Raw genomic sequence first — 24,248 nt, 5'->3', positions numbered from 1 at the left:
CGATTATAAGCAAATTAAACCTAAACATCGAGGCATTAATTTTCAAGTAGCTGGATTATTTTCAAGTCAAGCAAATGTCGCAAGTGACGTGAAAGGTTCTGCACTAGGGACCCGCCGTTTAACAACACGCCTACCTCAATATTTTTCTCCATTGCATGCTGTGTAATATTTGCACTTGTTATAAGGCATCGCTTGTCATCAGCCAAAACAATCTTGGCATGTACCTTCCCACCTTCAAACTCTTCTTCCTTGACCGCCCAATATGCAAACTCACACGACGGAAGAGTTTTTTTAGTCGCTGCGATCAAATCGGAGTCTAAGCTACCACCAAAATCTTTAGAGGATTCAAGTAATATGATGATTCGAACACCTTTTGTAGCGGATTCGGTTAATGCTTTCAAAATTGATGGTACTTTATAAGCTACAAAACTTGTTAAAAACAGAGATTTCTCTGCACTAGATATCACTTCAAGGAGTGCTTGCTCAGTTCGACGTGTAGATACAAATGGCGTGACTGGACCTGTCCACACTAATTCTGTGCTTTGATTTTTTTGTTCAACAGCAGTCACATGACTTGCAGAGAGCAACATATATGAAAGTTCCTTCGCACTAATTTCTGACTGTTTCCAGACATCAATAAGTTCTTTGGCAATCGCCAATGCTTGAGGAGTTGTCAAAACGTCGTTGAAAACAGACGCAGATCTAGCTGCGTCTACCTTCTGCAGTTTTCGTGCAAGGCTATTAACTTTATCTTTGGAAATCAAACCTACAAGTTTAGTGATTGGTTCGAGAAGCTTCTCCACTTTAGATGTCACCAAAAAAAGCTGCGTTAGACCGTTCAAGTGTTTTGATGAGTAACGACCTATCTAGATATCGATTGCCTCGCTCGCATGAGGTCTCCGCCACAAAACTGCATGCGTGACAGGCGGCAACATGCAAAGAACGGTCTTTCTCAGGGCTATGTTCCGAGCACAGGGGATCTGAAGAACAAACTTTTGAGCGGTTTAGTGCTTGCTCTAAAAGACGGCCAAGATTCTCTGGTTTACCCAGATCAACTAAGCCCCCAAGGGTGCCATCTGAATCTGCTGCTGCTGTATATATTAAAATTCCAGCTTGTGGACTATCACCAGATGTATCTGCATAGATTCGCTCGCGAATACTTGCTGCGTTGTACCCGCACTCAAGTGCTAATTCTCGTATCAGTAAGTGCGATAACGTATGAAGCATTGCATATCGAATTCCTGGGTAGCCCTCATTTGGGTCAAGTCGTCGAGAATTTCGCCACCCAACGTGACCACCGCGCAGCATTTTATCGACTTCCAATACGCCAATTTGAGCTTCCCAATCGACTAAAGCTCTCTCTTCAAACTGTATGAAAATTCCTTCACCGTGTACTTGGCTTGCAGGTATCCAATCAGGTTTGTTCCGCGAAAGAGCTGCCATTACCGGGCGCTCATCTGGGTTACCGGATTCCTCTGGAGCCTCTACCCGCGTGAACCCCAAAAGAGCATTAACCTCGCGCAAACGTTCTAACAAAAGAACACGGCTAATGTGCTTGCCAAAACCCTGAGGGACCTCGACTTTTTTACTCATAAAGTGTGGGTAATCTGTAGGAGGGTTTTCTTCGATTAAGACAGCCCACTCCGGTCCTTTAATATCAGACTCACTCACTAGTTCGTTTTGGCCGCCATTCCGATACGCCTCAATCGCAGCCCAGATCATGGCCGTGGAATACTTCTCTATTCCCGGTAAGATCCCCTGCCTTTTGAGGCTTTTGACTGCTCCAGAGACTTCAGCTTCGGACTCAAGATCAAAAAACGCAGCTTCCCATCCATCAATAATCAGCTGACTTAACTTGTCTTTAATTTGTGGGATTGCCAAAGCCGAAATAGTTATCGGAAACCAGCTATTGGTCGCACCCAAAAGAACAGCTCTGGGCTCTTCCTCACATTCCGAGTCGAAATGGTCGAGATGCGGATGGCGTCCACGGCAACGAGGTAAATTTTCTTTACCCGCTTTACCAAACGCATGAGCCATGCTTCGAGATGCTCCGCATTCGTCACATTTAACCCACAGATTTTCGGTTTGCAAAGACGCTCCACTTTCGAAAAAACGCAAAGTGCCTTGGCATTGGCTATTGCCACCATGAACAAAATAATGCCATGGAAAATCATCCAAATGACCGGCACGACAGGCTAACAAAAAGCGTGCAGGAACCGCGTCAGCGTCTCTTGCTGGTTGATCCCCTTTCGAGCCTCGGCAACCTATGTGAACGAATCGAGTTCTCTCCGGCCGATACTTATTGGGTTTTATTTCAAAAAGACCTGCGTCAAACGGAGACAATAGACCACATTTTACACAACGCAGCCATCTCGGAAATGGCCGTACAGGTACGCCAATATTTGCTTCAGGCGACCAAATATCAACTGCATCACTTTTCTGGAATGGCGGCATTCGTAGGTTTTCGACCTGCTCACCTAAGACCTTTCTAACTGCGGTTAGAAGGCGTGACTCTTGAATGAGAAGACAGTCTTCTTTGTTCCAGCGATCGATACCTAGGGTAACAACTGAGAGACTAGGTAAATCAATGAGAGCTCCAGGTCCGTAAGTCCAGAGTAGTTGACTAGGGCGAACTTCTCCGACTAGCGTTTTATTATTCATAGTCATTTTCACTCTTCATCCTTGGTACTTGGACGAGATTGCCACGCTCGATCATCCGTTATACGACTTGTGTTCATTATTAAGCGAACACCTGGTTCAACTTCACGCATGGACATAGGTACAGTCCAATTGTCCCATGCTTGCACACCGGGCGACTTAATCAATGCCACTGTTTTGTCTCTCTCTGGTCCCCGTTTTTCATAAGCTAGAATTCGACCACCGATACTTACTTCTTTAGCCCATTCATCGGCACGTTCTTTCAGTTCGGATATGGCTAACTGCTGACGGGAGCTATCTTCAGCAACATTCAAAGCCCGATTGGCAAGAATCTCTATTGCTTCAGCCATCTCAGATTGATTGGATTGTTTTAAATTCCCCGCACCGTTATTTGGACTGAAAACATCATTTTCGAGTCTAACCAAACTTAGCATGGCACCAGTCAAACCTCGATCCATCGCTCTTGGAGAAAATGGAGTTACGGACTGCGCCTCCACATGTTTATAAAAAGTTGCATGATAGTGCTCGAACGTCTCGTAATGAGATAGATCGCGTGGCCTTGCCCAAGTCAAGACGGTACAGACTAAACCTGGCGAAGAACGACCAACTCGGCTGGTCGCTTGAATATATTCAGCGGTACCTTTGGGCTGACCGTTCACGGCCATAAGACCAAGACGGTTCACGTCCACCCCGACTGATAGCATGTTTGTCGCTAACACCACATCAATAGCTCTGGTGTCGCCCTCTTGCCACTTAGTTACATATTTACCAACGCTAGGATCAAAGTCAGCTTTGAACTTAACTTCCAAGTTATCAAGGTACTTGGGGATGTCTTGACTTGAAACTCGTGACGTAAGCTCTCGAATGTTACTTATACTGCGTTGAGCTAAGGCTGGTCGCTGAACCATGCTCATCTGCACTCGATATGACCGCGTTTGTACATCATCCTCTGCCAGACGCTTCATCCCACCTAGCTCACGAAGTGAATTAAAATACCCCACCATGGTCATGTAAGGATCTGCAGCAGAACCGAACCGATTGAATAGTTCTTGAGCTGCTGTCAAAAATGCCGTGTACACGCGGATCAACATTGCAGGTCTTGAGCTTCCTGGCGAGCACACACCTAAATAACGTCGTCCTGCACGATCTTCTATTGATCGTTGCACTGAGAAATAATTATCTTCGACATCAAGACCATGGGGTGGAAACACTGACACTTTCCGCATGAATACATTATTGACTTGCTCTTTGGCTTTTCTAACCGTCGCCGTAGACGCGATAATCTTTGGCTTGACCGTCTTACCCATAAATGACCAGCTACAGAGTTCATCTACAGTAGATTCATAGAGTCCTACCATGGTGCCCAGTGGCCCACTAATTAAGTGGAATTCATCCTGTATGATTAAATCTGGCGGCCGAATTGGACTTATTGTCTTTACTTTTGAAGCTGGAAGCCCCTTACTTGCTTTGTGGTTTCCATTGCAATCAGCACCTTGCCACAACAGCCCATGCCGCTCACATTCTTGTCCTACTCGACCAAATAACGTTCTCACTTGGCCACGCCACGCCATCATGGCAAATTTATCTACCGTAGCAATCATCATTGATGGAGGACGACGATAGATTTCCTCATCAACAACTAGAACTGGAACACCAGGATGTGGCTGTTGGCTTGATTTGCCTTTTGAGAAATCGCAACGCCCTTTTTTATCGCCACAGAACACAAAAGTACGACCAATATGTTTATAGACTTCGATATCACGCCCTGGCGCGATTTCAGAGCCACACCAAGGGCAACTGGTTAGCTGGGCAGGCGATGATGAACCGGCATTATATTTGTCTGGATTTCTTAAATCTTCAATTGCTTGATGACTTTCTTCTGTAGTCCCCGGCGTTACCTTATTACCGACCCATAAGCCGATAGTAAAAGGCTCCGAACCAAGAACCTTGTCACCTTTATCTAGCGCTTCTCGTCGCAAAACTTCCATCGCACAGATGAGAGCGGTCGCACGTTGAAACTGCTGTAACGTGAGGAGACGCAACGTGTAACGCATGATCACAGCTAAACCGCGAGAACTGTCATATCCCCCAAGCTTTCCCTGCATACGGCGAATGGCCATCGTGAATGCAGCAACCCCTAAGTAAGCCTCAGTCTTACCACCACCGGTCGGGAACCATAACAAGTCAGCGTAGGCATCTAGTGGTTCAACACGGTCTGGATGACTCGGATTTGTAAGCGAAGGAATAGAAAGGAGTAAAAACGCTAACTGAAATGGTCGCCAACTACGGTTTTTTGCAACATCAAAACTATCAACAGTGACATCTTCACCACGCCGTTTAGCAAGCGCATACAAACTACGAACACGTTGAGTCGCCATCGCCTTATTGGCAAATCTAAAAGCCGCAAGCGCCTTTTCATCAGCACTAAGCGTATTTATACCTTCCAGTAAACGCTTGTTAATCGTCTCACAACGCTCTAATGCTTCATTAGCTCGATCGTTATAACCAACTACGTCATCGCCAATTCGGGAACGTTGCTCTTCGATCCATGCCGAGTAATCTTGGGTCAGCATACTCAACGCTTGCACCAACTGTTCAACTTCGAGTGTTGCAAGGCGTTGCATATCAAGCAAACCAGAACTCACCATCTGGCGCATTGCTGGCCTATCGCTCTGGTTTGAACCTGGCGTCTCTGTGACCTGCACTTCATATTGAGGCATCACCACTGTACGGACTTCAGTTGCCAATACAGGGTCAGTTGAAACCGTGGCATGCAGAGCAACGCCATGACCAACGGCGAACTCAACTCGATTCCGGTAAATCATTTCTAACGATTCGCGTTCCTTATCCTGACCATCAGAATCCAGAACAGGCCTGCGTCGAAAGATCGCTTGGTTACTTGCGGTTTTTTTTGCCCGAACAATCAATTCAGGCTGAAACATCCAAGCAGAGTCTTTATTGGTGTCTTGATCAGTAACTTCATGGCCGTTAACTAGAAACAAAGTGACTAAACGATCACCATTCGCACTCTTTGCCCTAATAGATCCTTGGATGCAAACTTCTGGAAAGTTTGGAACAGGAGCATGGCGTGGGATCGCCCCCTCTTTCAGCAATAGGGTGATTTTCCCTACACACGGAATGCGTTGCCATACTTTGCATTTAACCTCTTCGGTAACTGTGGAGACAACGTTCCCTTTCTCGTCCCGAATTTTCTTAGTAACGGTTTTGTTATGATCATGTTGCTCGCCGGGGAGACGCTCATACTTGCCCCAGTTCGCTTCAACTTCTATTTCTTCAACATCACCATCCACACAAAACGTCATTCCGAGGCTGCTAGGTACCAAAGATTGGTTACTTGCAGCATCGATTTCGTCACTAGAATCTGACTCAGGATCAACTCGGCCTGTTGCTGCACCGAACTCTGCACCGGCTACATGACGATCAGGTACTTTTGTCTCTTCCGGCTCATCAGATTCGTCAGTGATGAAAGTTGCTGGCAATGCTTCATCAATGCTTTGCGCGACTTCACGCGGGGCAAGCTTGCCAACCAGATAACGATCGCGCACACTCATATCAACGATTTGTTCATTAGGTCCGCCAGCCGGTCCCAATAAATCATCCATCACCGCAAACTGCAGCAATTCACGGATATATGCCTGATCCGAAACCGCAGGAACCTCAGCAAGAGATGTCTTCAATACTCGTGGAAGCATTTCAGCAAAGTCTGTCCATTGAATGCGGCCAACACTTCCTTTGCTAGGTGGAATAAGCCCTGTTAAACCAACTGAAACAACAGGTGAAACAACCAACATTCGGTCAAAAAAGGCAGTAGTATTTACGAGGTCTGATCGAATTCGAAGTACACGACCTACTCGACTGATTTGCCTATGAGCATTAAGGATCAATACCCAATCGCCATCAGACATTGCTTGATAGATACTTCGGGATCCAGCCAGCTTAAGTGTGTATCGAGCGAATGGAATGTTGCTATTTAAGACATTATCAATAGCTATCCATGCATTTTGACTATGATTCTTTATTTGCTCTGCCATGAGACCCTCAAGCTTTAAACTCATTGTTAAGAAGCGCTTTAACTAAATCAACGGAATTAAAACCGTTTAATGCTAATATTTGCTCAGCCACGTTCAGACAAAACCGTTATCTTGCAATTAACTAAATTGCATCGACTAATATATCAAGCTTATCCAATTCCTTACTCTTCTCTAAATATTCAGAATATGCTCTCTGTGCGCTCGCGATGAGAGAATCATAATAAACAATACGACTACCTGGTGATACAGCTGCCATTGAAGACTTTATTCTCTCAGGGTTGGTAGTTTCCTCATCAATTGGCTTGCCGATAATAAATACAACCTCTACATTTGGGTTGTTCTCTCCCTGGACTTTTAATACTTTTGTTAGCTTGTCAACGTAAGTCTGACCTTGTGCTTGAAGCTCAATTAGCTTCATTTTTCGTTTAACTTTTTTAAGCTCCGCGATGATATGCTTACCAGCATTAGTCCGGTACGCAATATCAACACGCCCTAACTTCTCCTTTTCAGTCAGATCGTCGACTATAACACCCTCCTGTATCAATCTTGATTCCATGATCTCACTCTGAGTTGCTCGGTCCCAAGCTGTATCAAGCAACCATAAATGATCAAACAAATATTCTTGTAAAACTCGCTCTTTAGCATCTTCGTCGACCAAAGCTTGAAATTGCTTAATTGCTTCAAGTCTTGATTTAGCGATATCTCTGTATAGAGAAGCTTCTAAGGAATCACGATCTGCCAAAAGAGACAGCAATTTATCAGTATTATGAATATTATTAGCAAGTTCCTCAGTCGAGCCGCGAAGTTTCATTCTTTCGAAAGCAAAAACACCGTGTTTAAACAAGAGTTTTTGATCTTCATCATTCTCAACCGGCAAAGAGCTCAACTTTGCAATCAAACTCTCTGCGCTTTTTCGATGGCCCTTTGGGAGAGTATCAAGCCAATCTTTTAGGGCAGGTGAATTTTCCTTAGCTTTCTCTACTTCATGTTTTTTACGCCATTCGCTCCAACGTTTTTCAACTTTTGTTAAGCTAGACTTCAAGAAGGCTATTAAATCTAAGTATCGAGGATCATCTTCCTGAACACGTTGTCGATCGCTCGTTGCTATATCTGGCAAATCATCTGCGTCAAGAAAATCTGCTTCGATCTGACCAGTAAGATATTTTGTATAGAGACGCCCATCGTTAAGTTTATCTAGGATATTTTCATGAAAAAGGCGCCCTCTGGCTAAGACAACAATTCCGTTTAAATTTCCAGCATCTTCACTATCAAGCTCTTTTGGCAAGCTTGCTGTACCAATCCACCCCTTAATCTGTTTATCGCTATCCCATGCATCTAACCTATTCGGCAGACTTTCCTTTTCGAGCAGATTTAAAGTAGAACTTGTATCTAACTCAGTTCCTTCAAACTCCCATAAAAATTGAACGACAGGGAGGTCTCCACGATCGTTCATATTTATTGGTTGACCATTTAAAATGATTTCAAAACCATGTTTGCTACCGACAACTGAGAAACGCCTAGAAAGCCGGCGGCGAAGTGCGTTGATACCCCTCCCTAAGCGCTCACGCTTGATGTCCGTCAAAACGATTTTTGTCCCTTTTGTAAGGTTTATCTCGGTGACATCTAATGGTTGTGGGGAATAGCTTTTTTCACTTTTTTTAACGGACTGTTGAATACCCTCTAAGCTCATTCTTAAACCATGCGCAAATGAGTTATGAAAAGTTTGAACTTCAATTTCGTTGGCTATTGAAAATAAAGATAATTTGCCAAGCCCCTTTCGACCCATAGTTGGTCTGCCTTTTGCAGTTATACAACCAAGCTGTTGATCTTCAAATCTGCGACGGTAGCCAACCCGCAAATACTTTTTGTTCATATCGTTCACAGACATACCAATACCGTCATCTATGATTTCTATACGGCTACTATTTTGATCTATGTTTATTTTCACTTGACTTGCATCTGCATCCCAAGCATTGGCTACAGCTTCAGTAATTACAGCTGCTATATTGCTGTAAAGATTGATACCAAGATGATCAAGTACATTAAGGTCAACGGTCATCTCATATTTATGTAAATTCATTCTTTATTCCAAAAAATCAAATTGCGCACTGTCTTCTTTTTTATTACCAGTAAGACTTGTCGGCGTTTTAACGATATTAAGTGATTCTTTATGGGAAAGCTCACGTTCAGCATCAGACCTAGATTTATTGAGCATAGAGAGACAGTACAATAACTCTTCACGGGCAGCTTCACTAATAGTGAAGCGCATGTTTTTGCCTTCGGGCAGATAGGCTACTTCATGGAAACCATGCTCCAAATCTATTTCATCAAAGCCATAGGCATTAACAATCTCCTGGTTGATCCGCATTTGTAATTCACGCAGTTGCAAGATAGCTGGATTCGTATTGGATGGATCATTAAGGTCGTTATAGAACTTTGTCATTCCCTTGTTTTCTCTGATCATATATTCCGAGCGCTGATAGAAAAATTTCTCACCTAATAAACAGAGCTGTTGATCCTGGTCATCTAAAACACCGACAGGAAAAGGGAAGGTCTCAAATATGTCGCCATGGGTATATCTCAAATCCTGTTTCATTCGCGAGCCATTCTCCCATGCCCAAACGGCATGAATATCAGAAGATAGGCATGCAAACAACGCATAACTTTCACTCGCAACAACGCATAGTGAATTAGCATAGATGTGCTTATTCGGAACAAAAGTAAAACATGGATATTTGGTTGCGCCAGTAGCAAATACAATAACCCTATTCAAGGGTTCAATCGCACTATTCCACTCTGCCGGGTGACGCATAAACGGATGCCCACGCCCTATTTTGTGGTATAACTTTGAAGCTCTCTCAGCAAAAAGCCACCATTGTTCTCTTCGTTCTTTTCTCTTATCAGAGGATCTTGCAGGCTTGACATATTTTTCAACATGCATAAAAGCACTTATATATTCAGCACTCTTTTCGAAACCCCAATCAAAAAAATTTATTACATTTCGTTCTGAATTGTGGGTTGGTGATTGGTTAACTTCCTTTCCAATTAGATACGAAAAGACTACATTGCAAGAGGCATCTCCCGATCGTCTCCAATTATCATAAATCTCGTCACAAATTAAGAAGCCGTCACCTAGAATAATAGACCCTTGAAAAACAAGTCCTGAACTGTCTTTGAGCTTGCGCGGCTTCCAGTTTTCCCTATGGGTCAAAGCTGAACTAATTGCAGATACTTTTTGTCCTGAAATAAAAAGAGGCCCTTTCCATTTTACTTTTGTAACATAAACACTGCTTGTGACAACATTTGCTTGACCAGGCCATACCAAATTTGGATTGGCCTTAAAAATGACTGATCCTGAATTCAGTACAGTATCAAGCCCAATTTCGCGGGTATTCCCTTCAGAAATTGTATTCACGGCTATTAAACCAAAAAAACCATTAGAACAAAGCAACCAATTCGCGCGAACAAAGAAGTACGCCACAAAATCCGCAGACCCTCTTCTCCCTGCCGCAATTATATTGACCAAATATTCACGATAGACGTCCCCCATTACACCAGTTATTTTTTGTCCACCCAGAAATGGCGGATTACCAATAATGCAATCAAATCCACCACTTTTGCTAAATACCTCCGGAAACTCCAAAGGCCAGTGAAATGGTTGACGTGGAGGTTTATCAGCCGGTAAATCGGCACCTAAAGCTATGGCAGCATGCCGGTTCAATAAGCTCAGTGCCTCATGCTCACCATTGATGGCTTGCTCTGCTTGAATCGCGATTGATATCAATGTTTTTTTCAACTGCAAAGGATTACCGCTTGATTTGAATACCTCACCAATAAAGGCGTTCGCGATGATTTGCGATACATCCAGTTTGCGTCGGGCTCTGTCATCTATATGTGCCATTGCTTCGACATCTCGAATATCACGTATCGGCATCCCGCGAAGCCGCTGGCGCAACTCAATAGCTTCCTGAACAGCTTTCTCAATGTTTTTGCCAAACAGCAGTTGCTGAGAGTTATTTTCAGGCATCATCGAAAGCTCAGTAAGCTGTCTCAATTGATGAATACCCAGCAAACTGTCGCCACAGCGCAGGTTGTGGTCGAGGAACCCAAATGGACGCGCCTTAGCAAGCGTTATAAGCCAGATAGACAACTTGGCTAGCTCTACCGCTAATGGGTTAACGTCTACACCATACAAACAACGTTCGGCAATCAGACGGCGCGCCAGCAGATTGCGCGCTTCGGCGTCGCGAGGCAACGGTTCTTCGGCTGTATCAGCAACCAAAAGACCACCATCCACACTAACTGCTTTGCCGATTGTTTCCATCTGTGACCATGCTTCCACTAGACGCTCAGACAGCCAGCGGCAGGCCTGCACCAGGAAGGCACCAGATCCCATGGCAGGGTCACAGATTTTGAGGTCAAGTAGTTCAGTGGGGGATTTCAATACCCATTGCTCACACGGCAAACCCTCTGCTGGGCCTATGTAGGCAACTGGAGTTAAGGTTTCAGCTACTATCGCCTCAGTGAGTGATTTAGGCGTGTAGTGAGTGCCGCTCTCTCGGCGGTCAGAGCCGCTGGTTACAACAAAAGCGCCTGCAGGATAAACTAACGGATATCCCCATGGATCTGTTCGAAGTAGATTTGCATAAGGTTTAATGCGGTCTCGCAGATTGGTGTCGCCTTGGCATGCAGTGAGTAAACGGTCAGCAAGGGCATCATCCACGGTTCTTGCCAAATCATTCTTCACACGACTGGCTGAACTACCGGAACGTTCTTGTAATAGCTTTGCTATTTGCGCGGAACCATCCAATCGTGCGGAATCGAGCTCAGCCAATTTAACCCAAGGCATTTTGGCGCTCTTTGTAGCATCTAATTCTAGCGTGACTTCTTCAGTGCGTTTGACGGTGCGTTCGAGTAAACCTTCGTAAACATAGCCAATTTGCTCTACGTCCAATGCGCGATAAGACAGGGTTCGTCCCTGATATTGCTGGATCGCGTCAAGTAGCAGCAAAACAGTTCGATTGTCGATTGGTAGTGGTTTGGCAGCTTCATTTCGCCAGTTAGAACTCTTGGATCTACCTTCAAGAAACGGGAAACGGTCGGGATTAAATAATGAACCGCCAAGTGCAGGTAGCCGCAGATTCTCATGCTCAATTCCACCGAAAACTGCTCGAAAAATTGCTAACAGACGTGACCACGCATCCCAGCGCCGCTCAAGGATCTCATCGGACTCTTTGCGTAACTGCATACGTAAGGTGGATAGTGCATAGTTGGCCTCGTAGCGTTCATCGCCCATTAACAATAGGCCACGCTCTTCGGCAGAAAGCAGGAACACCAACCGCATCATGACGGTCAATGCGGCCTCATATAGCTCGGGCTCTGTGACCTCATGCAAAAGTTCGCGGTTACGATCCTGATCGGCCTTATCAAGTGACTGAATCAACACTTCGACAGCCCGGCGAACTTGCTCGCCAAGTGCGTCAGTAACTTCGTCCTGGAACTTCAGTGAGCGATCAAGCAATGCTGGTAATTGTTCCGCTTTATCGACAAAAAAACGGCGGATTCCCAGCAAGTGTACAAAGGCTTGCAAGGTTACTGGTTCTTGGCTCCAAATACGGGCATACCAGCTAGCAAATGTAGTAACCGCACCGACGGGGGCATCCACCAACATCCAACGCTCGCCATTGGTAACCAATCCCAGACGACAGCCAAGTGAGCGGCACAGTTGCACCATTCGTTCCGCGGGCGTCGCTGCCCATCCACCTTGCTTAACAGTGGCATCAAGATCGACATCCTGCATGTAGCTCTGTATCAGTAAGAGCGGTTTATTGCCGTGCTGCTCGTCAACAACCACAAAATCAGGCGACAGCGTAACTCCATGTTCTAGCAAACTTGCTTGCAGGTTGAAGGAGCACCAATCAGCACGTTTGAGTACGTCACCTGCACCATCTTCGTCAAGCTCAAGGCATCGTGACAGGACTTCGTCTATCCAAGCAGCGTGTAATTCAGGAAACTGCTCGTCATCCAGCTCTAATGCGTCTCGCCATTCTTCATAGGCCTGACGTACACGTTTACGCTTACTTCCAGAGAGCTCATCCAATCCCTGTGGAAAAACATCTTTCAATACCGGGATAGCAAGAAATGGCCCTGATACTTCAATCAATGATAACCAATCATGTTGATTGTCGTAGCTCATACTTTATCTCCCTGTACTGACGATTCGGGTACTACAAAAATAACTGCTACAGGAAAAGTTCGGTCCTTTAGATTGTCATATCGCATTTCGATCGCTGCAGCCTCTTGCTGACGCTCAATTGGAATACGGGCAAGTCGCGCTTCTAAAACTGCGGTATCGCGTTTAAGTTGTGTTCGTTCATCTTCTGAAAACAGTGAAAGTTGTGCTGGCTGCTGGTCTTTTTGGAGTTCGTGCTCAATAGCTTTTTCCAATTCGTTCAATACCGTATTAATGTCCTCAAGCTCTTGCTGCTTACGTGTTTTTAATGTGTTAATTAAGAACTTAAGACGGTCTTTAGAACGAGCATCAACCGTTTGGAGGACAGCACTTTGCGCACGTTCAAAGCGCATCCGCAAGGCATCAAACATGGAGTCGTCAGCTTTAATTGGCGTTACCTGTTCTAACCAGTGTTGAACTTTGTTCACGCTTTCTTCTCTGCGAAATGATTTGTCACCGATATAACCGCCAGCAACTGTCAGCTCTTCGTGCAAACGATGATGGTTACCACCAGTAACGACTAATCGTGAGATAACAACAATGGCTGGCCCCTCAATGCTGCTATCCGGGACTTTACGCACGGTGACCCGATGCAGCTTTTTTACGTCATCTTTTGCCCACACTTCGGCACGCAAAAGTCGTAAACACATCTGCACCAAGCGATGATTCAGGTGGATAAGGACTAAATCGTCTCGGCCCGTTGCAACGGCATGGTCAAAAGTGATAGGCCGAATTTGCTGGGTATGTGGGTGGCGTACACCCTCAAGACAACGAGCCCAAGAACCCGATAGCGTAGGCATCATGAATACAGTCCCATGAGGGGCATCTGGCCACTCTATCGGCTCAAGCTGTGGCCGACCAGCCAGTGATAATCCGACCTTTACAGCTTGGAGGATATGCTCTGGAGTTAAATGAAAGTCTTGCTGAGTGCTTATTAGACGCTCGTGTAACTTCGTAATTCGTTCCTTCAGATCTCGTTCCGCGCGAACAAAGCGACGTGCTTTTGCCATCTTTGATTCAGCTAAGCGAATATCGAGCTCTCTACGCGTTCCATCAATTAAACCAGCCATTTGTGGTGCAATAATTGGATTCACGCTCCCCATATCCGCACGCATAGTTTCTAACTTGCTAAGTGCTCGGATGATGTCTTCACCATGCCCACCGACACTCTTTTTGCCCTGTGCATCGCCGTCAACCGGATGCCAAATTAGAACCTCTTTTTGACGCTGGCCATGTCGGTCGATTCGACCGTTGCGCTGCTCCATGACATTCGGGTTATAAGGAATTTCTAAATGGATGAGGTAATTACAATAATTCTGTAAGTCAATCCCTTCTGAAGCAGCATCCGTTGCCAATAGGATCCTGACCGTTGAGTCTTTCGGTGAAGTTTGGAATGCAGCTTTGACTTTTTCCCTTTCGTCCTGTGGCATACCACCATGTAAGACAGCTAAACGTTCACCAGCATAACCATGACTTGCTAATATCTGGTGCATCCATTGATGTGTAGTCCGATATTCGGTAAATAAAATAACTCTTCGCTCATTCCATCGCTCTCCGTTTTTAAGATTGCTTTTGATCCAATCCAATACGGCTTGCGCTTTTGAGTCCACTTTGTTACTAGCACTTTGCGCCCAATGTCGTAACTCAACTAGGAGTTCTTTTTGTTCATTATTGAGGGGGCGCACACGATTACTGGCTTCCTCAATTGCCTCTTCCTGAGATGTTTCTATATCAGCATCGTTTGCATAATCCTCTTCAACTTTCAATATTGCCTTTCGTAAAATACGTTCGTCGAATTTGCTTTTTGGCTTTTCGAGTCTGCCCTTAGTCAATGTCAGGTAATGTTTTTCCAGCGTGCTAGCAAATGCTGCAGGAGATGAATATAAACGTTTTTTCAGCAACTGGTTGATAAAAGTAGTGCCCAAGTCTTTTATTGCCTGGTCGTCCTGCTCTCTACTTTTGCAATATTCTTGTAGACGTTCGTGAATCTCACGCTCTTGATCCGTGTAATGAACAGCAAGTGCTTCCAATTTCCGTTTGGCATACAACGGTCTACCTTTGTTATCTACTAGGTCCGTTTTTAAGCGGCGAACCATGACCTGATTTAATTGTTTTTCGTCGGGCAGAATATTTCGGGCAAACCTTTGGTCGTCTAAGAGTTCCAAGAGTCCTGTAAAAGACTCTGTATAACCGTTGTGAGGTGTTGCAGTTAAAAACAACTTATGCTGAAAATGTTTGCTAACGAACCTGATAAACCGTGTGCGTTGGCTTTCGATTACGTAATTAGTGCTTGTCGAAGGGGCAACGTTATGTGCCTCGTCTACTACTAAAAGATCGAACTTTCTTGGGTACGTAGGATAAGGCGGCAATATATCTCGCATTGCTCGCAGACCCTCGCCACTTTTCACCCAATCCATCGAAGCAATCAATCTAGGATGTGAGGTCCATGGATTGGAATGGATCCCGCGTTCACGTCTTAATCGCTTGATGTAATCTGTATCTACGACTACAAATTCTAGGCCAAATTTTTCCTGCATCTCGACACGCCACTTCTCTTGCAAAGATGCAGGACAAACAATCAATACAGAACGAGCACGATGCCGAAGTAACATTTCTTGGATAACTAAGCCTGCTTCAATTGTCTTGCCTAGGCCAACATCATCTGCAATTAAGAGATTGACTCGAGCCATATCAATAGCTCGAACAAGAGGATCTAGCTGGAAATCCTCAATACTAATTCCACTACGAAACGGCGCTTGTAAGAAACCACGATCCGCATTTGTTGCCGCACCCCATCGGACAGCATCAAGAAAAGCATCCAAATATTTGGAGTCATCTTGTCCGGTGATATTCGGTAAGCCCATCCCCTCAATAACATTGGCACCTGGCTCAATCTCCCATACAACTTCTATCGTTTCTCCAAGTGCATCCTCTTCAATTGACTCGAGCGAGACGAGATGTTGAGCACCACCAATTGACGTGTCCAAGTTCGAGGATTTATTTATTTCGCTAACAAACCACTGCCTCCGACGGACTTCAACAAGTTGTCCAACCTCAGGAACCTCAACATTAATTGATACGATACTCATCAAGCCAATCCTTAGCGAAATAATAGACATGTTTCATTAATTATAAAAATGCAATTTTCTAATAAATTTTTTATCAAAAATAAAAGCAAATCAACCACAAGTTGTACCCATAATTAAGCAGACTGTCAAATGCAAAAGTTAGGGATCAAGCCTTTTTAAAACAATCTGCACTATCTTTTAACTTTACAATTTATTTTAATTAGCCTAAATACCACTTTAATTGAAGTGACATTTAATTAATATTTTTACGTAACTTGATTCTATGAGAGTTTAGCAATTAAGAATAACCTCTAACTCTGGCTTACTCCTGCCATAGCTAACTATCATGATACTAAGGCTGCTATGACTATAAGCATTTAACGCTTTCTGTAATGCGTCGATAATCCACCTAATAGAATTTCCAAAAGCCCCTCCGCCCAACAACGTTAAATAAACCTTTTTATTGCCTGTTTTATTGGCATTAATGACTGCAGCGGCCAGCGTAGCTTCGTAAGCCGCCTTTAAAATTAAACTGGCTAGGGGCTGCCAAAGCGCTGTCGGATGTTCAGTGTAGGCAACTGGCATAGCTGAGCAGTACGCTTGAGTAACAGAGTGGCCAATATTGTTGAGTGTGACTTCAGTATCGTATTGCACACCAATTTTCACTGCGTTAATCAGCTCGGTGATTTCAGTTTCATTTAATTGCGCCAGCGTTTGGTTTATGGCGATAAGCTGTTTGCTAGTTGGTAGCGCGTAGCCGTTTTTCATTTGCCACAGGCTATCAAACTGCTCTGTTGTGTGCTGGTTTACATGCTTTAATAGCTGCTGCTCAAATTGATCCAGCATATTTAGTTGCCGCTCGGCAGTTTGCCCCGGCTCGCCATCAACAGGCACAAAGTAATTTCGGTAGATTAGCCCAGCACCACATGCCATGGCGCAAGCAGGGCCTTGTGTACGGTCGAACTGATAACCAGTAATGCCCGAGTCAGGTGTAACCGTAGGGCTAACCTTTTCTAACAAATTAAACTGCGAAGCCACCTGAAAGAACGCGCCAGCGTTTTGTGGATCCATATGCAGGCCTTGCACATCGGCAATTACTTCTTGCACACTAATTGGCTTAGCAATGAACGTTGCACTTTGTATAATCGCGGCGGCTTCAGCTTTTAAATCCGCCAAAGTGGGCGTGACTAAATGCCCTACCTGAAATGTTTTCCCATTTGCACGGCTGGTCAATACGCCATTTTCAAGCGTCAACATTTGCCGTACTTGTGCTGCACCCTGCTCGGTAAAACCAGTTAGTTGCTCAAACCACATTTCACACTCCTTAACTGATATGCTGTCTTTATTATCCACTTTGTCCAAAAAACCCGTGCTCATATTAGGTCCAAACAAACACCTAGGCTATGGGCCCTTATCAAATCTGGTCAATAAGTAAGCTGACCGTTCTTGCTCCGTATTGAACTCAAGCACCTTGATAAGCTCCATGTCATCCAGCTCTTCAGGTGGTAGCAGACTGGCAATGCTACTTTCATCAATCACTACGCAGTATTTACCATTGCTCTCTTGGGTGTACACTGCCCCGCCTTCAAAGCGTTGAAATAGTGTTAATCCGGCTAAGTCGTCAATCGACGGATAAGCGGCTTTCGCATTCATCAAAGATCCTTGTAGTTTATTTAGCTGCCGGTTTTAAGATGGCCAGCAGGTACATTGGCAGCATGATAATGGATGGGAAAAACAACAATACCACCACAAAGAATCCCAAGGTACTAAGCAAAAACAGCCACCAGCAAAAGGTTAAAACCAGGGCCAGGATCAGCACAAAGGCTTTTGCTAATATAAAAACAACCAATAATAGAACGCCCATTAGTAGCCGCCTTGTGACTTAATTACCCAGGACGCTTTTAGCGCTTCCTTGAGCGTACTCTGCCTCGACAACCTTCCTTATAAATTAATCACTCGCTACTGCCGATTAAACGCCGGCTCTTCAAAGTAAGCATAATCGCCCAGTTGCAAGGCTTGCTGGCGGCGCGCTTGGGCTGAGGGTTTGCGATCGGCAATACTGATCCCAAACACTTCCAAGTGCACCTTTTCCATTAGTTGTTGCACTTGCTGGCGGCTGCATAGCTGTAATAACTCACCGGCATGAATAAAGCCTTGTGCCCGCAAGCGTTGCTCGCTGTTATCTTTGCCCGCTTTACTGGCCTGAAACAGATCGCGAAATTGCGCTTCTAAGGTTATTAAGAATAAGTCTTGCTGTAGCATGCTCATTTTAGCCTCCTTTGGTAGTTGGCATCCTTGCCGGTTTGTCGCTTCGCATCCAAGCAAATAGCATCCTTGCTAATAGCTTCCTTAAAAAAGCATCCTTGCCAATAGCATCCAGCTATCTTGTCCATACACTGTCATGGTTAGTGACATGTCATCCATAAGCCACCATCTTAGGCCGTTTCTTTTTTGAAGCCATACTGTGCAGGCACTCAGTGTATGTTTTTCAGGCAGATGTTTTTTGGCGTTTGCGCCAAACCCTTTAAGACGTTCGCGCACTGGCTTAGAGTTGGAGTTAACCCCAACATAACGCGAGCTAACCATGAACAAGCAATCTATTCGCACTGAGGATTTACCGCGGCTAACCCGCTTGCAAGAGCTGTGCAAAACTATCAATGCTATTGAACACTTAGCCAAAGCTAAGCACGACAAAGTGGTGTATGCTGGGCGTATTTGGCGCAATGCAGATTTGGTTTATTTGGCCTATGAGTATTACGTGCTGGCCATTCCTTATGGCTTGAAGATGGATAACTTCAGCAAATGGTTAGCAGCGGAGCAAGCCATTCTTAAGCAGTTTAATTTACCCTGGCCGGTTGCAACCTTAAATGCAGCAACGGATGAAGCCTAAAACTTATTGATTGCATATGTGTATGTTAGGCAGACACATTTTACAGGAGTTTAGATGCAGAACTCTCAACAGCAGCAACCGCTTTCGAAAGATAACAATAGTACCCCTGAGGCCAGCGGCTGTTTAGTTGCCAGCGGCTGGCCGCTGCGCTGGGAGCTATTAATGCGTTACCGGCTAATTGAAATTGTCGCGCTATGGGAAGGCCGTTTAACTACGAATCATTTATGTAATAGCTTTGGTATCGCGCGCCAGCAGGCATCGAAAGATATTAATGCCTATTTGCGCGATATTGCGCCGGGTAACCTGGTGTATGACGGAAAGCTAAAAGGCTATAAACCGGCAGCCAATTTTACCCCCAAAGTCACCAGTGGCCTGGCAGATGAATACCTGCATGCGCTGGCCAGCACCAAAGATTTCGCCCACACCTTTAGCCAGCTCGATTTAGGCTTTGCCCATACCGAAATGCTTACGCCACCACTACGCCAGGTAAACCCGGATATTCTGCGGGCACTGGTGCAGGCCGCGCGCGACGGGAAAAAGATTGATATGGGTTATGTGTCGCTCACTAGCCAAGATGAAGAAAGCCGCATTATTGCCCCGCATACACTGGTCTGCACGCCACTACGCTGGCATGTGCGCGCTTATTGCGAGAAGAATCGCGATTTTCGGGATTTTGTGTTAAGCCGCTTTCGCAGCATCCATGGTATTGAAGGCGACGCCGAAATGACCAAACAGCAAGATGAGCGCTGGAATACTACCATTGATATCGTGCTGGTGCCGGATTCCCGCTTAACCGACTATCAAAAGGCTATTATTGCCGAAGATTACAATATGCAACATGGCAAGCGTGTGTTCTCCGTGCGTTCAGCATTAGTGCCTTATGCCGTGCAGGCGCTAAACCTGGACTTGGCCAAGATTGAAGCGCGGCCAGAGGCGCAGCAGATTATGGTGGCGAACTTGGATGAAGTTAAGCGGCATGCGTTTTGAGTTTTTATGATCTGCCTTTATTTCACCAACATTTGTGAATACTCTCTCTCAAGGTATTCATCCACAGCATCCGCATTAATGTGACCAGCTTTATGCCATGCAATCACTTCCTTATATGCCAAATGCCCGAATCTCACCCACCCGATCAAATTAGTTCGAAGTAAAAATTGTACCATATCACCACCAGATCGAAGTGCGGCATCTCCTGCATCAACAAGACATAAAGAGCCATGTGCTACTAGTAACATTCGCCTAAGCTCAGGGTTGTTAGCAGTTGGAATACAGTCAGCCCAGTCCGCTTTATGATAAAAGCGCTTTTTACATACCCACATGACTCTGGTGAGAAGTTCAGTTATTAGAACTGGTATCGCCATCGCTAAACCATGTCTGAAATCGTATCCTTGCTCAAAAACCTTAGTCGCAATAGTTGCAAATGTTTGCTTGTGCTTACCAAATTCGCCGACGTTAATTAACAATAACCAGTTGTAGAAAGGTATCGGTATCCCAGCACCTCTCGATGATGCCCCTGACGAACCGGCCATATCCGAAAAGAGATGTCCGAGCCAATTGACAAAACCACAGAATACCTTAGAGATAAAGTTGCTTCCCTGCAGCTCAAAGCTTTCTGTTTCTATAGTAATAATTTTACCGTTCGAGACAAAAGTAGAGGTGTTAGTAAATTGATTAAGTATTGAGAAGAACAATCCTACTAAATCTGGTGAATGACCAAGACTTTTAAGGTGGTGATTTTTGGGTGAAAGATTATCGACTAAACCATCGGTACCATTTTTACCATAGGTTGTTGCCTGGTCGTAATTCACCTTGAAGTTTCTTTCAAGGAAGCCAATTGCACTCTTAGTTGCATCGCCCCCTTCGGCAGCGCCTTTCCATCCAAACGCTTTGGCGAACATTTGTACAGATTGGTCTACAGCTTTATCTGTGAAAGTAGTCAGTTTACCTTGACCAGGCAAACCAACAAAAAAGACATCAATTAGCCCTCCAATAACGCCGCATGTGCCCGCGATCAAATAATCATACTTGTCACAGTTAGCGTTTTTGTAGGTGAACTCGTCCTTTATACGTTTTTCAAGAGAAATTCGCTGGGTAGGCGTAAGTAGCCTATCGAATGGGTCATTCTGTAAATCGATATCATGCTCGCTTGCATATTTTTCAACGTTGCTTACATAAGAATCCCAAGAGATGTTCTCATCAAACGCTGGAGCATCTAATAAAGAGATCTGCGGAATATAAAACCTTTCGGAAGTGCTTCCGTCATTCACGTAACTGAGCATATCAACCGATATCTCTGTTGCTTGCGCATCAAAACTGACACCACTCTCCGCTAAGAGCGCCTCCATATCTGCAAGCATTCCGTCAAGAGCCTGATCATTCCCTTTTTGAGCGCCGAGTAAAGCATTTAGGGCTACATCAAGCTCAGAGATTTTAGAATCCGAACTGTCAAGTTGGTGCTTTTGCACCAACATTGCTGATGCCTGGCTATCTTTTTTCTCCATTAAGAAAACAGCCCTGCAACTTTACTTTTTAGCACATCAGCCACTTTAAAGTAGCCTATTGCATCAAAGATTTTCGCCAATCTATCAAGCTGCTCGGTGGCAATGTCTTGTTTTAATACATGCACATCTATAGTTTTTTCGGCACCATCTACTACTTTGGTAATGCTTTTAACTTCGTAAAATGACATCACCAAAGCATAAAGCTGTTGTTTAGTCGGCTCTGAGGTCAAGGACTTTAATTTAGATAGGTCTAATTCTTTTGGACAACTGAGTTTTATATAACTATTTTTGGTAGCGTTAGACTTAGCATTCAAGACACCGGCAGCTCCAGTCATTGCACTAACCATTTGCATTAACTTTATAACCTTTGCATCCTGTGCAGAGAAGTTCTGCAATGCCTCGTTTAGCTTAGATGTAATTATGTTCAAATCTTCAATCAAGTATGAAATAGTTCGCTGAGTTTGCTTGATAATTTCATTAAGCATCAACTCCCTACGCTTTGCCTTATCAAGCTCATTTGCTCCGGTGAGATGGCGAATTCCTTTGTATGCGCCCACACCTATTAGCACTGCAACCCCAATTCCAGTTGCCATACTTGAGAATCCCAAGACACCGCCTAAACCAAGCGTTGCTAGTCCTGATGTTAAGCCTGCAGCAGACAAACCAACTACTGATCCTGAAAGATATACAGCTGCCAGTGGCACACCAACTGCTCCAGCCTTAGCACCTAGTTCTTTAATACCTCTTTTTAACGCATCATCGGTAAAATCGTCCTTCAACATTGAAAAATCAAGCTTAATTGCCTGTACAGCGAGCTCGATCTCCTCATCCGATACACCAAAAAGTTTTTGATTTTCTCTCAAGAATGGGCAGTCTAAATATTCGCCATTATTTACACTCATGTGGATGTTAATAATGTCTTTTACTAGCGAGATCTTTATCGATTTGTTATGGCTAGCTTTAGCTTCTGCATCAATAATTGCGAGTAGTTCTTCTACTTCAACCAAATTATCGATTGAGGCTAGGTAACTTCTAAGCTCAAATCTAGAGTCTTTCGAAAGCTCTAGTCGCGTCATTAGCTGAAGAATTTCTGCATACTCTTTTTGGTCAATAGCAGCATCATCAGAAAATGCCATGTTTATAACAATCTGCACATAAGCAACTTTTAATCGCTCAGACATCTCAGACAACGTTACAAGTTGGTCCTCCTCCTCAAATGAATCAAAATCTTGAACAGCCGAATTTAAAACCTCCGCTAGCTTTTCATATTTGCATTCTAATAAACCATTCAGCTTGATTACTTTTCCATCTTTCTTAATAAAATCAATATACTGTTCGACTTTCTCTTTACCTTTATCTGAGACGGTAACATTTCTTATGTACTTTACCTCTTCAATCTCTGTAAAACTTAAAGAGAATGGCGCTTCAAATGCGTTTTTGATTACAATTTTCTCACCGGTTAAAGCAAAGCCATCTTTTGCACTACCAAATAACGTATTGTCATAAATTGCAATTATGGCATTGATAGAATCTACTAACTTCATAGACTCAGCAGCATTATTTAATTTCTTTGTGGGGATTTCTGGTGCAACGAAGACGTTCGAACTTACTGCAGAAATATTTTCTTTTAGATATACATTAACATTGCTCATAAACCACTACCTCTAAGATCCATTATGGAGGGAAAACTAAAAAGTTACCGAGAACAGGTTTTTTATTTTACTAAGGGCAGGGATAACGTGTTTAAAATAGTCGAAGACTTGCTAACATTACGTCCCTGAATTAGCTAATAAAGTCAATCTAGCTGCTAATTCCTGATTTGAAAAGTCTTTCTGTATAATTTCATTGACCCAAGTTAAGCGCACTGAAATTATTTTGCGTAAAGCTGTTAGTTTTCACCAGACTGTAAATTCAATCAGTGTACACTTTTCAAACATATTGTTCTTGGTAACCAACGTGCTAACTCTTCAATAGCACTAAAGCGAATGGCGCAACGTAGTAGAGGCGTAAAGCCTGGATATTGCTAAATTGAAGCCCGGCCGGAGGCACAGCAGATTATGGTGGCGAATTTGAATGAAGTGAAACGGTATGCGTTTTGAAATGCCGTTAACTAGCATTTTTGTAAGCTGATAGCGACACACCGCCATCACTTAACCACTCAACATCCAACCGGCCGGCAGCAAGTGATAGGCAACCTTCTCGATTAGGTCTGATACGCTGGCGCTTACGCTGCTCCACCAGGGTATCTAGCAACTCTAAAATTGCGCCTTTAATACCAGCCTGTTTTAGTATCAGGTTATCGGCGTCGGTAAAGTGCCATGCAGTAGCAGTTAATGTTGGTGAATCAGCCTCAGCTACAAAGGTCATGCTCCCGCTGAGTTGTTGTAATACTGGGTAGTTGTGGCGCAGCGCTTCCAGGCTCTGTTGCTCAAGCAGGATTACATCTTGATCCATAGCTTTCTCCTTAGGCTCTGTTCAGTGTAGCCAGATTAGCGGCTAGTAACAGCTCTGAACAGTGAGGATATTTCCGATGTGTACGGTAATGATACGGGTGGCAGATTTCATATTTTTGTCAAAAAATCTTATTAATCCGCAGCATTCAGCTGGCGCTGCTCTATTTTTTCCTGGATCCAGTCTTGTATTTCGCTCTCCACCCAGGCCACCATTCTGGCACCTAATTTCACCGGCTTTGGAAAGCGCCCTTCAGCTATAAATTTATATACCGTCGAGCGTGCCAGGCCAGTGCAATCCATTACGGTTTTTAATTTGATAAGTTTCATGGTCAGGTCCTCGTATTAGTCCAGACCATGTGCCTGATGCGTATTTTTTAACTTATAGGCGCCAGCA

General features: G+C 44.3%; 16 protein-coding genes. 2 read left to right on the top strand and 14 right to left on the bottom strand.

Going from position 1 to position 24,248, the window contains the following annotated elements:
- Nucleotides 1-35 precede the first annotated feature (35 nt).
- The 10 genes from drmC to ACO1PK_RS09235 form a co-directional block, all read right to left on the bottom strand.
- Nucleotides 36-815, bottom strand: a complete 780-nt coding sequence (gene drmC / locus ACO1PK_RS09280; protein WP_423188192.1) for a DISARM system phospholipase D-like protein DrmC — start codon at nucleotides 813-815, stop codon at nucleotides 36-38.
- Nucleotides 805-2,667, bottom strand: a complete 1,863-nt coding sequence (gene drmB, locus ACO1PK_RS09275; RefSeq protein WP_423185360.1) for a DrmB family protein — start codon at nucleotides 2,665-2,667, stop codon at nucleotides 805-807. The genes drmC and drmB overlap by 11 nt, the downstream gene beginning before the upstream one ends.
- Before the next feature lie 2 nt (nucleotides 2,668-2,669).
- Nucleotides 2,670-6,710, bottom strand: a complete 4,041-nt coding sequence (gene drmA / locus ACO1PK_RS09270; RefSeq protein ID WP_423185359.1) for a DISARM system helicase DrmA — start codon at nucleotides 6,708-6,710, stop codon at nucleotides 2,670-2,672.
- 121 nt (nucleotides 6,711-6,831) lie between these two features.
- Nucleotides 6,832-8,790 (bottom strand): BbrUII/HgiDII family restriction enzyme, encoded by a 1,959-nt coding sequence (locus ACO1PK_RS09265; RefSeq protein WP_423185358.1) that lies wholly within the window; start codon nucleotides 8,788-8,790, stop codon nucleotides 6,832-6,834.
- 3 nt (nucleotides 8,791-8,793) lie between these two features.
- Complete coding sequence (locus tag ACO1PK_RS09260; RefSeq protein ID WP_423185357.1) at nucleotides 8,794-12,906, bottom strand: Eco57I restriction-modification methylase domain-containing protein; 4,113 nt, start codon at nucleotides 12,904-12,906, stop codon at nucleotides 8,794-8,796.
- Nucleotides 12,903-16,031, bottom strand: a complete 3,129-nt coding sequence (gene drmD, locus ACO1PK_RS09255) for a DISARM system SNF2-like helicase DrmD (RefSeq protein WP_423185356.1) — start codon at nucleotides 16,029-16,031, stop codon at nucleotides 12,903-12,905. Before drmD ends, ACO1PK_RS09260 begins: the two co-directional genes overlap by 4 nt.
- Nucleotides 16,032-16,301: 270 nt before the next feature.
- Nucleotides 16,302-17,324 (bottom strand): hypothetical protein, encoded by a 1,023-nt coding sequence (locus ACO1PK_RS09250; protein ID WP_423185355.1) that lies wholly within the window; start codon nucleotides 17,322-17,324, stop codon nucleotides 16,302-16,304.
- 87 nt (nucleotides 17,325-17,411) lie between these two features.
- A complete protein-coding gene (locus tag ACO1PK_RS09245) occupies nucleotides 17,412-17,663 on the bottom strand; it encodes a hypothetical protein (RefSeq protein WP_423185354.1) in 252 nt (83 codons plus the stop codon).
- 16 nt (nucleotides 17,664-17,679) lie between these two features.
- Nucleotides 17,680-17,874, bottom strand: coding sequence for a hypothetical protein (locus tag ACO1PK_RS09240; protein WP_423185353.1), 195 nt, complete (start codon nucleotides 17,872-17,874; stop codon nucleotides 17,680-17,682).
- Nucleotides 17,875-17,969: 95 nt separating this feature from the next.
- Nucleotides 17,970-18,278 (bottom strand): hypothetical protein, encoded by a 309-nt coding sequence (locus ACO1PK_RS09235; RefSeq protein ID WP_423185352.1) that lies wholly within the window; start codon nucleotides 18,276-18,278, stop codon nucleotides 17,970-17,972.
- A gap of 316 nt (nucleotides 18,279-18,594) precedes the next feature.
- Between ACO1PK_RS09235 and ACO1PK_RS09230 the strand changes: the two genes are divergently transcribed.
- Nucleotides 18,595-18,900: a hypothetical protein gene (locus ACO1PK_RS09230; RefSeq protein WP_423185351.1), complete on the top strand. Its 306-nt coding sequence runs from the start codon at nucleotides 18,595-18,597 to the stop codon at nucleotides 18,898-18,900.
- A gap of 54 nt (nucleotides 18,901-18,954) precedes the next feature.
- Nucleotides 18,955-19,887 (top strand): helix-turn-helix transcriptional regulator, encoded by a 933-nt coding sequence (locus tag ACO1PK_RS09225; RefSeq protein WP_423185350.1) that lies wholly within the window; start codon nucleotides 18,955-18,957, stop codon nucleotides 19,885-19,887.
- Nucleotides 19,888-19,904: 17 nt separating this feature from the next.
- Here the strand turns inward: ACO1PK_RS09225 and ACO1PK_RS09220 are convergent, their stop codons facing one another.
- The 4 genes from ACO1PK_RS09220 to ACO1PK_RS09205 form a co-directional block, all read right to left on the bottom strand.
- Entirely contained in the window at nucleotides 19,905-21,401 is a 1,497-nt protein-coding gene (locus tag ACO1PK_RS09220; protein WP_423185349.1) for a hypothetical protein, read from the bottom strand.
- The gene (locus tag ACO1PK_RS09215; protein WP_423185348.1) at nucleotides 21,401-23,053 is read right to left on the bottom strand and encodes a hypothetical protein; all 1,653 of its coding nucleotides are present in this window, start codon (nucleotides 23,051-23,053) and stop codon (nucleotides 21,401-21,403) included. Before ACO1PK_RS09215 ends, ACO1PK_RS09220 begins: the two co-directional genes overlap by 1 nt.
- Before the next feature lie 454 nt (nucleotides 23,054-23,507).
- Nucleotides 23,508-23,855 (bottom strand): hypothetical protein, encoded by a 348-nt coding sequence (locus ACO1PK_RS09210; protein ID WP_065956664.1) that lies wholly within the window; start codon nucleotides 23,853-23,855, stop codon nucleotides 23,508-23,510.
- Nucleotides 23,856-23,986: 131 nt separating this feature from the next.
- The gene (locus ACO1PK_RS09205; RefSeq protein WP_423185347.1) at nucleotides 23,987-24,181 is read right to left on the bottom strand and encodes a helix-turn-helix transcriptional regulator; all 195 of its coding nucleotides are present in this window, start codon (nucleotides 24,179-24,181) and stop codon (nucleotides 23,987-23,989) included.
- Nucleotides 24,182-24,248 lie beyond the last annotated feature (67 nt).

The organism is Alishewanella sp. d11 (assembly GCF_049390205.1).
GTDB lineage: Bacteria > Pseudomonadota > Gammaproteobacteria > Enterobacterales > Alteromonadaceae > Alishewanella.
Note: the sequence above shows the minus strand (reverse complement) of the source record. Positions and strands in the feature narration are given on the sequence as shown.